The organism is Kaistia defluvii, assembly GCF_040548815.1.
Classification (GTDB): domain Bacteria; phylum Pseudomonadota; class Alphaproteobacteria; order Rhizobiales; family Kaistiaceae; genus Kaistia; species Kaistia defluvii_A.
The window spans coordinates 1-14,692 of record NZ_JBEPSM010000008.1 but is presented as its reverse complement, the minus strand read 5'-3'; the positions used below and the strand labels follow the sequence as shown (position 1 = coordinate 14,692).

Here is a 14,692-nt window from a genome sequence, read left to right as displayed (position 1 = left end):
CCCAACCCAACAACCGTCAACCCAAATCCGAACCTTCCGAAACACATTCCGAAAGCCGCAATGCCGCCTGTGGACAAGGCACGGCCAGATCCACGGGAAACCTAGGGATCCCGCCGGGTACAGCTAAGCAACTGAAAAGATTAACGTTCGTTAAGAGTTGATCCGGCGCGGAGCCCGCGACCGTGTCGGCCGCCGAAGTTCGTCGTTCGCAAGCCAGGACCGGAACGCGTTCTTTGCGCCGTGCGGCAGCGCGGCCGGCGAGAGAGAGAGAGAGAGAGAGAGAGAGAGAGAGAGAGAAAGAAAGCCCGAAGCGGCCCAAAACGGCCGCTTCGGGCTTTGGCGACGATTCGTTCAGGCAGGGCGCCAATCAAGGAGCGGCCGCGCCAGCGCCACCGCCTCGGGCGAGCCCGCCACGTAGTCGAACTTATGCATCAAATCGGAGACGCTCCAGTCGATCGTCGACACGCCGCCCAGCCGCTCGATCACCGGCAGGGCGGCCATCACATCCCAGCTCCGCACCCCAAAGCCGAGGCAGGCATCCACCTGCCCCGCCGCCAGCATCAGAAAGGCAGCGGTCGTCGAGCCGCAATGGCGATAGGTCATCTTGAGATCGCCGACGATCCCCCGGATCGCGGCAAGTTCCTTGTCGAGCGGCGTATCCGTGCTGAACCCGACGGCGATCACGCCACGGCTGCGATCGAGCCGCGGCAAAGGCGGCAGGGGCTGGCCGTTCAACAGCACCTCGACATCGCGCCCCCCGGATAGCGTCTCCCCCCTTGCCGGGGCATGGATCACGCCGAAAACCGGCGCGCCATTCTCGAACAGGCCGATCGAAACCGCCCAGGGGTCCATGCCGCGAACGAAGTTGAACGTGCCGTCGATCGGATCGAGCACCCATTGCCGCGGCGCATCCGGGCGGAGGACCGAACCTTCCTCGCCGCAAATGCCGTCCTCCGGGAACAGGCGCTGCAACTCGGCGAACAGATATGCCTCGACCTCCCGATCGGCCTGGGTGACGAGGTCGAGATGGCCCTTCTCCTCGACGCCCGGCTCGGCCCCGGCGCCGCGAAAATAGGAGAGCCCGATCCGTCCCGCCGCCTCGGCTAGCTCAATCAATTGGTCCCGCATCGTCGCCTTGGCTCCCGCGTTTAATTCGACAAACAAATGTCACCATGATTTGACATGTGTCAATGAGCCGGTAGGATTGCTTTGCCGGGCGGAGATCCGGCACGGCCGGCCCTTTGCCGGCTCATTGGTCTGGGAGGACGAAATGACATCGGCAATCTGGAATAAGGCGGTCACCGCGGCGGGCGTGGCGTTCCTTGCGAGCACGGCAGGCGCGATGGCCGCCAGTGGCGAGCCCGAAAAGGAACTGGTCGTTTACGCGTCCCATCCTTCCGAAATGGTGGACTACTTCACCCAGGAATTCGGCAAGAAATACGGCATCCAGGTCACGACGGTGAAGGCGGGCACGGGCGAACTGCTGAACCGCATCCGCGCCGAAAAGGACCGGCCCGGCTCCGACGTGCTCTGGGGCGGCTTCGCCGATACGGGCGCCTCGGCCCCCGAACTGTTCGAAGCATATCAGTCGCCCGAGCTCGCCCATATCGAGCCGGCGATGATCGACAAGAAGGGCTACAACACGCCCTTCGCCGCCAGCCTGATGGTGCTGATGGCCAATCGCGAGCAAGTGAAGCCCGAAGACGCGCCGAAGAAGTGGAGCGATCTGGCCGACCCGAAATGGCAGGGCAAGATCGTCCATGCCGACCCGTCCAAGTCGAGCTCGTCGCTGGCGGCGCTCAACACCTGGCTGATGATCTATGGCCGCGGCGACGAGGCCTGGAAGCTTGTCGAGGCGATGACGGCCAACACCAACATCGTGCTGAAATCGAGCCTCGTCTTCCAGCAGGTCGGGCGCGGCGAATATCCGATCGGCGTCACCTATGAGGAGGCGGCGTTCAACTACGTTCTCGCCAACACCGCCGACATCATCTATCCCGAAGACGGCACGCTGGCGCAGCCGGAAGGCATGTTCATCGTCAAGGGCCCGCCCAATCCGAACGCCGCCAAGCTGTTCGCCGACTATATCCTCTCCGAGGAAGCGCAGCGGAAGCTGGTCGAGCATTTCCCCGGCCGTCGCCCGACGCGCCAGGGCGTGCAGAACCATCCCCGGATGAAGCCGCTGAGCGAGATCAAGATCATCGACTATGACAGCGACTGGGCGAGCGCCGAACGCGGCGACATCCTGGCCCGGATGCAGAAGATCATCGTCAAGACCCAATAACGCCGCGAGAGGGCGGGCCGCGTCGCCGGTCCGCCGCAACTTCTCCGATTCCAGCTCGCGCGCACCGCGCGCGGGATGCGGCCGCTCACGCAATCAGGATGCGCGAAGATGACAACCTCCGTCTCGATCGATTCCGTCACCAAGCGCTTCGGCGACTCGATCGCCGTCGACAATGTCAGCTTCGACATTGCCAAGGGCGAGTTCTTCACGCTGCTCGGCTCCAGCGGCTGCGGCAAGACGACCCTGCTGCGGATGGTGGCCGGCTTCATGCGCCAGACATCCGGCAACATCCGCTTCGACGGCAAAATCATCGACGACGTGCCGCCGCATCAGCGCAATACCGGCATGGTGTTCCAGAACTACGCGATCTTTCCGCATCTTACCGTCTTCGACAACGTCGCCTACGGGCTGCGCGCCCGGCGGCGCGGCAAGGCCGAGATTGATCGCGAGGTGAGGCGCATGCTCGAGCTGGTACGGCTCGACCATCTCGCCCATCGGCGGCCGCGCGAACTCTCGGGCGGCCAGCAGCAGCGCGTCGTGCTGGCGCGCGCCATGGTCATCCAGCCGGACGTCCTGCTGATGGACGAGCCGCTCTCCAATCTCGACACCGAAATGCGCATCCATCTCCGGAGCGAGATCCGCAGCCTGCAGCGCCAGATCGGCATCACCACCATCTATGTGACGCATGACCAGGAAGAAGCCCTGCTGATGTCGGACCGGATCGCGGTGATGAGCCGGGGCCGGATCGAGCAGCTCGACGTGCCCCACAAGATCTATGCCGAGCCGAAGACGCTGTTCGTCGCCGGCTTCATCGGCGAGAACAATCTGCTGCCGGGAACGGTCATAGCCCGCGACGCCGATGGCAGCAGCCTGATCGAGCTTCCCGGCGGCCACCGCGTGCGCGGCATGGGCGGCGTCGACGCGGCCGGCCAACCATGCCTGGTCTCGATCCGGCCGCAGGACATGGATCTCGCCCCCTCCGAAGGCGCGCGGGAGACCGGCATTGGCGGCAGGGTCACCGACATCCAGTTCCTGGGCGGCACGGTGAAGCTGCTGGTCGAGATCGGCGCCGACAAGCCGATCACCGTCTCGCTGCAGGGGCGGCGCGGCATGGACATGCCGGAAGCCGGCAGCCAGCTCCGCCTCGATGTGCCGCTCCAGGCGGTTCGTACCTTCAAGCCCGAGGCACGCGCATGACGATGCTCTCGACCTCGCCAAACGCGCCCGGCCGGATGCAGGCCGCGATTGGCCGTCTGTTCGATTTCTGGCCGCTCGTCACCTTGGGCGCCCTCGTTATCACAACTTTGCTGCTGTTGCTGCCGGTCTACAACATCATCGGCCTCAGCTTTTCCGGCACGGAGGCGGGGAAGAGCGTCTTCGAGAATTACGCCATGTTCTTCTCCGAGCCGTATTATTACCGCTCGCTGATCAACTCGTTCATCGTCAGCCTGAGCGCGACCGCGCTGGCGCTTCTGGTCGGCATTCCCGCCGCTTATTTCGTCAGCCGCTACAACATCTGGGCGCGCAGCCTGATCAAGACGATCGTCGTGCTGACCTTCGTGTCGCCGCCCTTCATCGGCTCCTATTCCTGGGTGATCCTGCTTGGCCGCAGCGGCGTGCTGACGCGGTTCTTTGGGGAGTACGGCATTCCGCTGCCGTCGATTTATGGCGCCCCCGGCATCATCTTCGTCTTCACGCTGCAGTTCTTTCCGTTCGTCTTCCTGCTGGTTTCCTCCGGCCTCAAGTCGATCGACCAGAGCGTCGAGGACGCGGCGCGCAATCTCGGCTCCGGCGAGTTCGCCACCTTCGTCAAGGTGATCGCGCCCCTCCTTCTGCCGTCGATCACCACGGCGGGCCTGCTCGTCTTCGTCGCCGCCTTCACCGATCTCGGCACGCCGCTGATCCTCGGCGAGAAGTTCCGCGTCCTGCCGCTGCTGATCTATGGCGAGTTCGTCAATGATTTCGGCGGCCAGCCGGTGCTGGCGAGCACGCTTTCCGTGCTGCTGCTCGCGGTGACGACGGGAGCGCTGCTGCTGCAGCGCTGGCTGTCGGCGCGGTTCTCGCACGCGACATCGGCGATCCGTCCGCTCACCATGCAGGAGCCGACCCCGGCGAAGCGCCTCGCGGCGGCGGCCTATGTCTACAGCTTGATGGCGATCGCCATCCTGCCGCTCGTGAACATCGTCGTCTCGTCGTTCCTGAAGGCGAACGGGCCAGTGCTGACGGCGCAGCTCAGCCTCGAAAACTACCGCCGCATCGCGGGGACGATCTCCCGCCCGCTATGGAACACGATCCTGTTCACCAGCACGGCGACGCTCGCCTGCGCCGTGGTCGGCACGCTCATCGCCTATATCATCGTCCGTCGGCCGGGACGGATCGGGGCGCTGCTCGACACCATCGTGATGTTCTCCTATGCGGTGCCCGGCATCGTGCTCGGCGTCGGCCTGGTCGTGACCTACCATCATCCGCCCTTCGCCCTGACGGGCACGGCGCTGATCCTGATCATGGCCTATTTCATCCGTCGCCTGCCCTTCTCGGTGCGCTCTTCCGCCAGCTCGCTGCAGCAATTGTCGCGCGATACCGAGGAAGCGTCGGTCAATCTCGGCGCCGGGCCGGCAATGACCTTCGTCAAGGTGACGGTGCCGCTGCTCTCGATGGCGATCCTTTCCGGCGTGCTGCTGACCTGGTCGAACACGATCCGCGAATTGAGCGCCACGCTGATCCTACAATCGGGCTCGACCGCGACCGTCAGCATCGAGATCTTCAACGAGGTGGTGAACGGCAATTTCGGCGTCGCCTCGGCTCTGGGCAGCGTCCTCATCCTGCTGACCTTCCTGCCGCTTCTTGTTCTCTTCACATTCATGGGGAAGAACGAGGAGGCCCTGGTTTGACCGATCCTGTCGGGCATACTCGGGCGACGAACCGCGCTGAAGGAAGCCAGCCTTGCCACCGAAAAAGACGCAGCCGACCGGGCGCACGCCGCGGCTTCCGGACGATCTGATCCTCGAGGCGGCCTGGCTCTATTATTACGAAGACCGGAACCAGAGCGAGATCGCCGAAACGCTCGGCGTCTCACGCAGCTCGATCGTCGGCTATCTGCAGCAGGCGCGCGAACGGGACATCGTAGAGGTGCGGCTCGACCCCAAGAGCTTTGCCCGCCACCGCTATGCCCGCACGCTCCAGGAGCGCTACGGCCTGGCGGATGTGCAGATCGCGCCCGGCGACACGTTCTCGCTGGAGCGGGCAGCCCTTCTTGCGGCGCGCTGCCTGCCCGATCTGCTGGAGCCCGGCGATACGCTCGGCGTGGCCTGGGGCCAGACCGTCTTCACGCTGTCGGAGCATGTCACCCGGCGGGCCGTCCCCGACCTGACGGTCGTGCAGATGGTCGGCGCGGTCAATTCGCCCTATGGCTTCGATTCCGAAAGCTGCGCCTCGCGCATCGCCGCCGCCTTTGGCGGCCGATGCGTCAACCTGCATGTGCCGGCGATCGTCTCCAGCGCGGCGATGGCAGAAGCCTTGCAGCGGGAAAGCGTCATCGCCGCCCAGCTCTGCGAGCTCGATCACATCAACAAGGCGCTGTTCGCCGTCGGCTCCTGCGAGATCGACAGCCATATCGTGACCAGCGGGATCGCCGGGCCTGAGGATCTCGCCGACTATCGGGCGCGCGGCGCGGTTGGCCTGATCTGCAGCCGCTTCATCGACAAGGCGGGCAACCACCTGCCCGGCCGCCTGGACGAGCGGATGATCGGCCTGACGCCGGACAAGATCCGGGGGCTTTCAACCGGCATCCTGGTTTCCAGCGGCGCCGAGAAGATCGTCGGCATGGCGGCCGCGCTGCAAGGTGGCTATGCCACCCACCTCTTCACGGATCTGCCGACGGCAGCCGGCATCGTCGAGCTTGGAAACGCCGCGACCAGCTGATCGCCTCCGTCGTCACGACAGGAGAGAGCGAGGCAAGCAAGGCGCGCCGATCAGGACGCGGCCAGCGCCTTTTCGATCTCCGGCATCAGCACGGAGGACAGGCTCTCATCGCTGAGCGGCCCCACGAACTTGAAGCGGATCTTGCCGTCGCGGCCGACCAGGAAGGTTTCGGGCACGCCATAGACGCCCCAGTCGATGGAACTGCGGCCCTTTTCGTCGACGCCGACGGCGGCATAGGGATTGCCCATCTGGCCAAGAAAGCCGCGCGCATTGGCCGGCTTGTCCTTGTAGTTGATGCCGACCAGGTTGATCCGGCCGTCGGTGGCCAGCTTTTCGAGGATCGGATGTTCCTCGCGGCACGGCACGCACCACGACGCCCAAATGTTCACCAGCGTGACCTTGCCGGCGAGATCGGCGGTATCGATACCGGGACGGTCGAGCCCTTCCAGTGGTGGCAGGACAGTGGCCGGTGCGGCGCGACCGATCAGCGCCGAGGGGATCAGCGACGGGTCGCCGCCCTGCTCCAGCCGGATGACGAAGATCACGGCAAGCGCCGCAAAGGCGGCGATCGGCGCGGCAATGGCAAGCCGTCGTCCGAGCGAGCGCGCGGGCTTCACCTCGGTTGAGGTCATGACGAGGCTTTGGCGTTCGCGGTGGCCGCCTTGCGAGCGGAGCGCCGACGGATGCCGCGCGCCTCGAGATCCCGCATCTGCCGGCGCAGAAGCATGCCATCGGCCAGGATCCAGCCCAGCACGGCGAGCACGATGATCACGCTGGCCGCATAGGCCGCGAGGATGAAGCCGGAATGCGGCCCGAGGGACTCGATCATGCCGCGGCTCCCACCGGACTTGCCGCAGCGACGAGGCGCAGCGCGCGGATGCGCCGGCGCAGGATCTCGTTGCGCATCGCCATCAGGCTGAGGCTGAGGAAAAGCAGCGTCGCGCCGACGGCCGAGATCAGCAGCGGATAGAGCATGCTCGGATCGATCGTCGAACCGCTCATCCGGAACACGCTGGCCGGCTGGTGCAGCGTGTTCCACCAATCGACGGAAAACTTGATGATCGGCAGATTGACCGAGCCGACGAGGATCAGCACGGCGGCGACGCGGCCGCCCTTGATCGGATCCTCGATTGCGTTCCAGAGCGCGATCAGGCCGAGATACATCAGGAACAGGATCAGCACCGAGGTCATGCGGGCATCCCACTCCCACCAGGTGCCCCACATCGGCTTGCCCCAGAGCGAACCGGTGATCAGCGCCATCAGCGTGAAGGCGGCGCCGACCGGTGCGGTCGCCTTCGCCGCGACATCGGCAAGCGGGTGGCGCCAGATCAGCGTACCAAGCGCGGCGGCCGCCATCATGCCGTAGCCGAACATGGCGAGCCAGGCGGCCGGAACGTGGATGAAAATGATGCGGTAGGTCTCGCCCTGCAGATTGTCGGCGGGCGCGACGAACAGGCCCAGATAGAGACCCGTGCCAAGCACGAGCACCGTCGCGCCCCAAAGCCAGGGCAGGAGGCGATCGGTCAGCGACATGAAGCGCGTCGGATTGGCGAGATCAATGATGGCCATGCCGATGTCATAGGGTCGCCGGGCCGTTTTCGCAACGCGACCGATTGGGCCGGAACGATTTCTTGCGACATCGATACCCTCCCCAGGCGATCGGACAAGACGCCGGCGAGGAAAAAAGAACGCCCGCATCGGTGAGGATGCGGGCGCAGTTGGGCGTTCGGGAGGAAGCCAGACTCAGGCGTTGCCGGCCGGCGTCGCCTTGGTGGTGATGACGTTGAACGAGGCCGGCTTCAGGCGGACGGTCATCCGCTCGCCGTTGATCGTCACGTCCTTGTTGGCCTTGGGCGCGACGGTGTTCGGCGCTTCCTTGGTATTGACGGCCTTGAGGTTCGAATGATGCAGCTCGGTCGCGTGCACCAGCTCGCGATCGGCGCCGAGGCCGCGCAGTTCGACCTCGACTTCCATCGAATCCGTCAGGCTGCGGTTGAGCGCGATCACCGTCGTCGTGCCATCGGCCGGGTTGTCGATGACGGTCGCATAGAGATACGGGATCTCCGGGAAGGTCTTGGCGCTGTAGGAATCCGATTCCGCGACGCTGCGCAGGACGCGGCCATGGCCGTGCTTCGAGGCGAGCGCGAAGGGATGGAAGATCGTCTGACGCCAGGCGTCGCCGCCGGTCTCGGTCATGATCGGGCCGATGACGTTGACCAGCTGCGCCAGGCAGGCGACCTTGACGCGGTCGGCATTGTTGAGCATCGCGATCAGGGCGCCGCCGACGATCAGCGCGTCCTCGGTATTGTAGACTTCCTCGATCAGCGGCGGAGCTTCCGGCCAGCCGGGAACGCGCATGTTCTCGATCTTGTGCGTCTTGTACCAGACGTTCCATTCGTCGAGCGACAGCATGATCTTCTTGTGCGAGCGGCGCTTGGCGCCGACCGCGTCGCAGATCGCCGCGACTTCCTTGATGAACGCATCCAGCAGCTCGATGACGCCGAAATATTCGGCGGCGGAATCTGCATGGTTGTTGAAGTAGGTGTGCAGCGAGATGAAATCGACCTCGTCATAGCAATGATCGAGGACCTGGTATTCCCAGGAGCCATAGGTCGGCATGTTGCGGTGCGACGAGCCGCAGGCGGCGAGCTGGATGGTCGGATCGACCCAGCGCATCACTTTGGCGGTCTCGAGCGCGACGCGGCCATATTCTTCCGCGGTCTTGTGGCAGATCTGCCAGGGACCATCCATCTCGTTGCCGAGGCACCAGAACTTGATGTCGTGCGGCTTCTCGTAACCATGCTCCTTGCGAAGGTCCGACAGCGCCGAGCCGCCTTCATGGTTGCAATATTCGAGGAACTGGCGCGCCTCGTCGGCGCCCTTGGTGCCGAGATTGACGCCGAACATCGGCTCGATATTGGCCTTCTTCGACCATTTCATGAATTCGTTGGTGCCGAACTGATTCGTCTCGGTCGAGAACCAGGCGAGGTCGCGGCGGACGGGGCGCTTGTCGGCCGGGCCGACGCCGTCTTCCCAATTGTAGCCGGACAGGAAATTGCCGCCGGGATAGCGGATGATCGTCGTGCCGAGCTCGCGGGTGAGCTCCAGCACGTCGCCGCGGAAACCGTCCTCGTCGGCAGTGGCATGGCCCGGCTCATAAATGCCGCCATAAACGCAGCGACCCATATGCTCGACGAAGGTGCCGAAGATGCGTCGGTCGAGTTCGGATACGACGAAGTCGCGGTCAACGATAAGTTTGGCGTTCAACATGGGATGGAAGCTCTCGGCTTGGTCGTGAAGGAAACCGCCGCGATCCCGTTCCGGGGCCCGGTCGCGGCGGAGGTTGAAGGGTCCGGCATCAACCCTTGATGCCGGCGGAAAGCATGATCGCCTGGGTCACGCGCCTCTGGAAAACCAGGTAGGCGATGGCGACGGGCAGCGCGGCGAGCACGGCGGCGGCGAGGTTTCGGGCGTATTGGACGCCGAAGTTTTCCTTCACCATCGTGATGCCGACCGTGACCGTCATCGTGTCGTCCGCGGTCGAGACGAGGAACGGCCAGAGAAAGGCGTTCCAGGCGCCGATGAAGGTGATGATCGCCAGCGCGGTCGTGACGCCCCAGTTCATCGGCAGGTAGATGCGGAAGAAGATGTCGAACTCGTTGGCGCCATCCACGCGAGCGGCTTCGCGAAAATCCTTCGGCACGCTGTCGAAGAACTGTTTGTAGACGATGACGACAACGGGAACGATCAGCTGCGGCAGGACGATGCCGAGCCACGAATTGATCAGGCCGAGCTGGCTCATCAGCACGAAATGCGTGACGATCAGGGCCTGGATCGGCACCATGAAGCTCGCCAGCACGGTGAACCACAGCGCCGTCCGGCCGCGGAACCTCAGCTGCGACAGTGCATAGCCACAGAGCGCACCCATCATGACGACAAGCACGGTCACCGACACCGCGACGACAACGGAGTTGACGTACCACTGGCCGATCTTGGTCGTCGTCAGCACATGGGTATAGGCGCCGAGCGTCCAGGTTTTCGGCAGCAGGTTGAGCCCCGGCTGCGCCACCTCGAATTCGGGCTTCAACGTCGTTATGACCGCCCAGTAAAGAGGGAACGCCCAGACGATGGCGATGGCGAGCGTGATCAGCGTGATCAGGCGTCCGGCGAAATCGATCTTGAGAAGATTCATCGCGGTCTCGCCCTCAGAGCCTGGTACTGCAACACGGACACCACGACGATGATCGCGAACAGGGAGAACGCAACCGTCGCGCCATAGCCGCCTTTATTGAGCTGGAACGCCTGCTTGTAGATGTACTGAACCAGCACCATCGTGTTGTTGACGTTGCCGCCCAGTGTCAGCAGGTAGATCTGGTCGAAGATCTTGAGCTGCAGGATCAGCTGGATCGTCAGCACGAGGGCGGTCACCGGCCAGATCAGGGGCCAGGTGATGTAGCGGAACTGCTTCCAGCGTTTGGCGCCATCGAGCGCCGAAGCGTCATACATGTCCTGCGAAATGTTGCGCAGTCCGGCGATGAACAGCAGCACGTTGAAACCGATCGTCCACCAGATCGTCACGAAGGCCATCATCGGCATGGCCCAGATCTTGTTGCGGAAGACCGCAACCCGCTCGCCATAGAACGCGTCGAGCGCGTGCTGAGCAATGCCGAACTGGTAGTCCATCATCCATTCCCAAATGCGGTACACGACCGAGACCGGGAGGATGTAGGGAAGAAAGAACGCCGCCAGGATGAAGCTCTGGACATAGCCCTTCTGCCGATTGACCATCATCGCGAAGACGAGGCCGAGCAGCGTGTTCGGGATAACCGTCAGCAGAACGAAATAGCCCGTATTCCAGACAGCGCTGAGATAGGCCTTGTCGTTGAAGAGCCTCTGATAGTTCTTGAAGCCGATCCATTTCCCGGCGCCGATCAGCGGCGCGTCGGTGAAGGTGAGGATCACCATCCGAACGGTCGGGTAAAGGAACAGGACGAGATAGGCGATGACGAAGGGGGCGACAAAGGCCGCCGCGACCCAGTTATCGCGTGATTTGGTGTGCATGGGAGGCTTCCAGGCTTCAAGGCGGGTGACCCGGCCGGCGAACCGGCCGGGTCGTGAAGCGTCGATAGTTCAGGACTAGTCCTGAAGTCCCTGCAGTTCGTCACGCAGGCCCTCGGCGCCTGCTTGGGGCTCCATGTCGCCATTCACCACGGTGGTGATGTTGTTGGCGGAGGCCTCATAGACCGGCGAGGCGACGCCAGCGAGCTTGCTGGTCGGATCGAACACGGCGGTGGCGGCCAGCGTCGAATAGGTCGCGTTCGGCTCCATCGTCTTGAACGCCTCGGTCTGGGTCACCGGGACATAGGCCGGGATGTGACCGGCATTCGCCCAGCTGATCGAGTGCTCGTTCATCCACTTGATCGCGGTCAGGACAGCCTTCAGCTTCTCCGGCGAGATTTCCTTGCCCTTGCGGTCCGGAATGGCGAAGGCGTGCGAGTCCGCCCAGGTGGCCGGCTTGTCGAACAGGGTCGGAATCTGGACCGCGCCCCACTCGAAGCCGAGCTTGCCCTGCTTGGCGAGGTCGGCCATCGTCGGGACTTCCCAGACGCCGTTCATCAGGGTCGCGGCCTTGCCGGACGTGAAGAGGGCGATCGACGGATTGTAGTCGGTCTGCTTCGGCACGACGCCGTCCGAGACCCACTTGGCCATCGCGCCGGCCGCCTTGGCTGCCTTGTCGACATTGTCGCCGTCGAGGAATTTGCCGTCCTTGAAGAACTCGCCGCCCTGCTGATTGAAGAGCGAATAGAAGACGCGCCAGACACCGCCGTCGCCGGCCGTCTGGAAGGACATGCCGTAGTCATAGCCAGCATCCTTGAGCTTCTTCAGCGCAGCGTCGAAGTTCTCGATGCCATCCAAGCCCTTCGGCTTGCCGTCCTCGCCCAGGAGGTCGGCCTTCTTCAGCGCGTCCTTGTTGTAGAACAGCACGATCGAATGGATGTCGAACGGGATCGCATACTGCTTGCCGTCGACTTGGGCCGCCTTCCAGTTCGCCGGGGCGTAATTGGCGCCGTCAATGCCGGCCGCCTTGAGTTCGTCCGGCGTGATTTCGCGCAGTACGCCCGAATCGACGCCGAGCGGCAGGCGCGACAGGTGATAGGTCATGACGTCGGGGCCTTCGCCGACGGCAGCCGAAGTCTGGACCTTGGTGTAGAACGGAACGCCCCATTCGAGCGTCGTCGCCTGGATCTCGATGTCCGGGTTCGACTTGTTGAATTCGTCGATCAGCGACTTCATCCGGACGCCGTCGCCGCCCGACAGGAAGTCCCACCAGACAACCGTCTCCTTCGCCTGCGCGCCGACCGTCAGGGCCAGCAACGCCGCCGTGGCGAGCGCCTTCGTCATAAACTTCCGCATATCCCGATTCCTCCACTTTGCTGTCGCACTTCGGATCTCCCAACAAGACCCGTCCTCCGGCGACCATTCTTCTTGGATGTCGCCCCCAGGAGCGACCGCATTTCCTGTCCTGGCGCTGGCCGGCAATCCCGGCCCTTGCCTGCTCCGCCCGTCTCGGCGCGCGCTGCGCGATGGCCCGATTGGGGGCGGTCCGTCCTTGCCGAAAGAGCATTCGGCGTCGGCCTCCCATACGATTTCCCGCTGAGCCCCCTCCCCAAGGTGGCCTCAATGGTATTATCATATACGTCGATCATGGTTTTGATCTCGGGGTTTGTCAATCGGCTCGTCGCCGGACGCACATCCCGAACCACCCCTCGCCCGGGATTGGCAGCGAGGACTTGGCCTAGCCGCGAAAAACCGCGTAAAGGGATGGCACTTGGCGGGAGAGGGTGTGATGCTGGAGCGCGAGCTTCTACCGGTTGGGACGATGAGCGCGCAGGTCGCCAATCATATTGGCGTCCGGATCGTCTCCGGCGAATTCGTGCCCGGAACGGCCCTGCCGATCGAGAGCGAGCTTTGCCAGACCTATGGCGTCAGCCGGACGACGATTCGCGAGGCGGTGAAGAGCCTGGCGGGCAAGCGGCTGATCGAGGTTTCACCCAAGATCGGCACCCGCGTGCTGCCTTTCGCCGAATGGAACCTGCTCGATCGCGACGTCCTGGCCTGGCGCCTGCAGGCGCAGTTCGACAACAAGATCGTCGAGGACATTTTTGAGATGCGCCTCTGCTTCGAGCCGCGCGCGTCCTTCCTGGCCGCGCGCGACGGCACGGCGGATGACCTCGCCAAGATCGAACACTACTTTCACGAACTCGTGGCGGCCTATGAGCAGAAGCTGCCGATCAAGGCGACGTCCGAATCGGCGCTCGGCTTCCATCTGGCCGTGATCAACGCTTCGCATAACGGCCTGTTCGTCACCATCGGCAGCGCGGTCAAGTCGGCACTGCGGGTCTCCTCGGAAATGCTGCAGCAGCACGCGGCGCAGCCCAACGAGGACATCGCGCTGCATGACGCGGTGCGGACGGCGATCCTCGCGCGCCGGCCGAAGGAAGCCGCGGATGCGATGACCCGCCTGCTCGCCGCCTCGCGCGAACGCATGCTGCCACTGACCGTCGACGCCGCGTGATGCGCCGTCGGGATTTGATCACGGCTCTTTCGGGCACCACACGGTGGGTCGCAAGGCCTGTGGCATAAAGCTCATCGCTGGGAGCGGGATGCCCCAGTCCCGACACTGGAACAATATGCGCTGCGTGGATTCGATCCTGCGGCTTGAACGAGGTTTTTGCGCCTTTGGTGCGGCCCCAGTTGGCTCCAGCATCGATCATCCGGTTTTGTTGTAACACCGGGTCGATGGGGTGGTCGGTGGCGTGGCTTGAGCCAAAGACGTATTTGCAAAAGTCTGCAGAAGGGCGGAGGGCTGGGCCTGAGCGATGAAGGGTTCGCGTCAGCTCGGATGAGCGCGCTGCATTCGGCCTGGATCATCCAGCCTTGTGGAATGCGGATCCGATCGAGGCGCTTTGTCGCGTGTCACGACAGGCCCCCCCGGCACCCGCGGTCGCTTGCGCTGTTATTCAACCCGCAGGGATGAATAGCCATCCGAGTTCTTCTCGACGGACTGCGCTGGGAGAGGGATTTCCGGCTGCTTGGCGCACGCGCCGGCGGTTATGCGGCTCGGCCTCCGCCTATGTCCCTGGACTGTTTGTCCGGCGGTGCGGTTTGGGCTTGGGCTGGAGGTCGGCTCGGCCGCCGCGTCGGCATCGCGAATGGCTTTTTCGCTGGCAGTTCTGCCGCTCGCGCTTTGGACCCTGGACTGTTTGTCCGGCGGTCTGGTTTGGCACTTTGACGCTGCAGGTCTGATGCTGAGCTTCGAGCCTTGACTTACCTAGCTCCTCCATTTCCCTTTTCCTGTTCCTAGAACGCCAAAACCCCGCCGGCGATGTTGTCGCGCGGCGGGGTTTTGTGTGTTTGTCATCGTAGAGAGAAGATTGAGTGTCTCGAAGGGTTTGATTTTCTGTGCTTTGCAGGCCTGGCAGCGAC

At 63.8% G+C, this 14,692-nt stretch carries 13 protein-coding genes; 5 read left to right on the top strand and 8 right to left on the bottom strand.

All coding sequences use genetic code 11. The annotated features are described in order from the left end of the window. Window positions 1-351: 351 nt before the first annotated feature. Window positions 352-1,128: an inositol monophosphatase family protein gene (locus tag ABIE08_RS23530; protein WP_354554580.1), complete on the bottom strand. Its 777-nt coding sequence runs from the start codon at window positions 1,126-1,128 to the stop codon at window positions 352-354. Between the two features lie 142 nt (window positions 1,129-1,270). Between ABIE08_RS23530 and ABIE08_RS23525 the strand changes: the two genes are divergently transcribed. From ABIE08_RS23525 to ABIE08_RS23510, 4 genes are all read left to right on the top strand, one after another. Further along, window positions 1,271-2,284, top strand: a complete 1,014-nt coding sequence (locus tag ABIE08_RS23525; RefSeq protein WP_354554579.1) for an extracellular solute-binding protein — start codon at window positions 1,271-1,273, stop codon at window positions 2,282-2,284. A gap of 108 nt (window positions 2,285-2,392) precedes the next feature. Beyond that, window positions 2,393-3,481 (top strand): ABC transporter ATP-binding protein, encoded by a 1,089-nt coding sequence (locus tag ABIE08_RS23520; protein WP_354554577.1) that lies wholly within the window; start codon window positions 2,393-2,395, stop codon window positions 3,479-3,481. Beyond that, the gene (locus ABIE08_RS23515; RefSeq protein ID WP_354554575.1) at window positions 3,478-5,175 is read left to right on the top strand and encodes an ABC transporter permease; all 1,698 of its coding nucleotides are present in this window, start codon (window positions 3,478-3,480) and stop codon (window positions 5,173-5,175) included. The genes ABIE08_RS23520 and ABIE08_RS23515 overlap by 4 nt, the downstream gene beginning before the upstream one ends. A 52-nt stretch (window positions 5,176-5,227) precedes the next feature. Next, window positions 5,228-6,205, top strand: a complete 978-nt coding sequence (locus tag ABIE08_RS23510; protein ID WP_354554574.1) for a sugar-binding transcriptional regulator — start codon at window positions 5,228-5,230, stop codon at window positions 6,203-6,205. Between the two features lie 50 nt (window positions 6,206-6,255). Here the strand turns inward: ABIE08_RS23510 and ABIE08_RS23505 are convergent, their stop codons facing one another. The 7 genes from ABIE08_RS23505 to ABIE08_RS23475 form a co-directional block, all read right to left on the bottom strand. After that, the gene (locus ABIE08_RS23505; RefSeq protein ID WP_354554572.1) at window positions 6,256-6,837 is read right to left on the bottom strand and encodes a DsbE family thiol:disulfide interchange protein; all 582 of its coding nucleotides are present in this window, start codon (window positions 6,835-6,837) and stop codon (window positions 6,256-6,258) included. Then, complete coding sequence (gene ccmD / locus ABIE08_RS23500) at window positions 6,834-7,034, bottom strand: heme exporter protein CcmD (protein WP_354554571.1); 201 nt, start codon at window positions 7,032-7,034, stop codon at window positions 6,834-6,836. Before ccmD ends, ABIE08_RS23505 begins: the two co-directional genes overlap by 4 nt. Further along, complete coding sequence (locus ABIE08_RS23495) at window positions 7,031-7,774, bottom strand: heme ABC transporter permease (protein WP_354554569.1); 744 nt, start codon at window positions 7,772-7,774, stop codon at window positions 7,031-7,033. The genes ccmD and ABIE08_RS23495 overlap by 4 nt, the downstream gene beginning before the upstream one ends. A gap of 174 nt (window positions 7,775-7,948) precedes the next feature. Beyond that, a complete protein-coding gene (locus ABIE08_RS23490; protein ID WP_436409602.1) occupies window positions 7,949-9,472 on the bottom strand; it encodes an alpha-N-arabinofuranosidase in 1,524 nt (507 codons plus the stop codon). A 91-nt stretch (window positions 9,473-9,563) separates the two neighbouring features. Continuing rightward, window positions 9,564-10,397: a carbohydrate ABC transporter permease gene (locus ABIE08_RS23485; protein ID WP_354554566.1), complete on the bottom strand. Its 834-nt coding sequence runs from the start codon at window positions 10,395-10,397 to the stop codon at window positions 9,564-9,566. Beyond that, window positions 10,394-11,266, bottom strand: coding sequence for a carbohydrate ABC transporter permease (locus tag ABIE08_RS23480; RefSeq protein WP_266335074.1), 873 nt, complete (start codon window positions 11,264-11,266; stop codon window positions 10,394-10,396). Before ABIE08_RS23480 ends, ABIE08_RS23485 begins: the two co-directional genes overlap by 4 nt. A gap of 75 nt (window positions 11,267-11,341) precedes the next feature. Continuing rightward, window positions 11,342-12,619: an extracellular solute-binding protein gene (locus tag ABIE08_RS23475; protein ID WP_354554564.1), complete on the bottom strand. Its 1,278-nt coding sequence runs from the start codon at window positions 12,617-12,619 to the stop codon at window positions 11,342-11,344. A 415-nt stretch (window positions 12,620-13,034) separates the two neighbouring features. Here ABIE08_RS23475 and ABIE08_RS23470 point away from each other — a divergent pair, with 415 nt between their 5' ends. Further along, a complete protein-coding gene (locus tag ABIE08_RS23470; protein ID WP_354554562.1) occupies window positions 13,035-13,781 on the top strand; it encodes a FadR/GntR family transcriptional regulator in 747 nt (248 codons plus the stop codon). The last annotated feature ends 911 nt before the right edge of the window (window positions 13,782-14,692 follow it).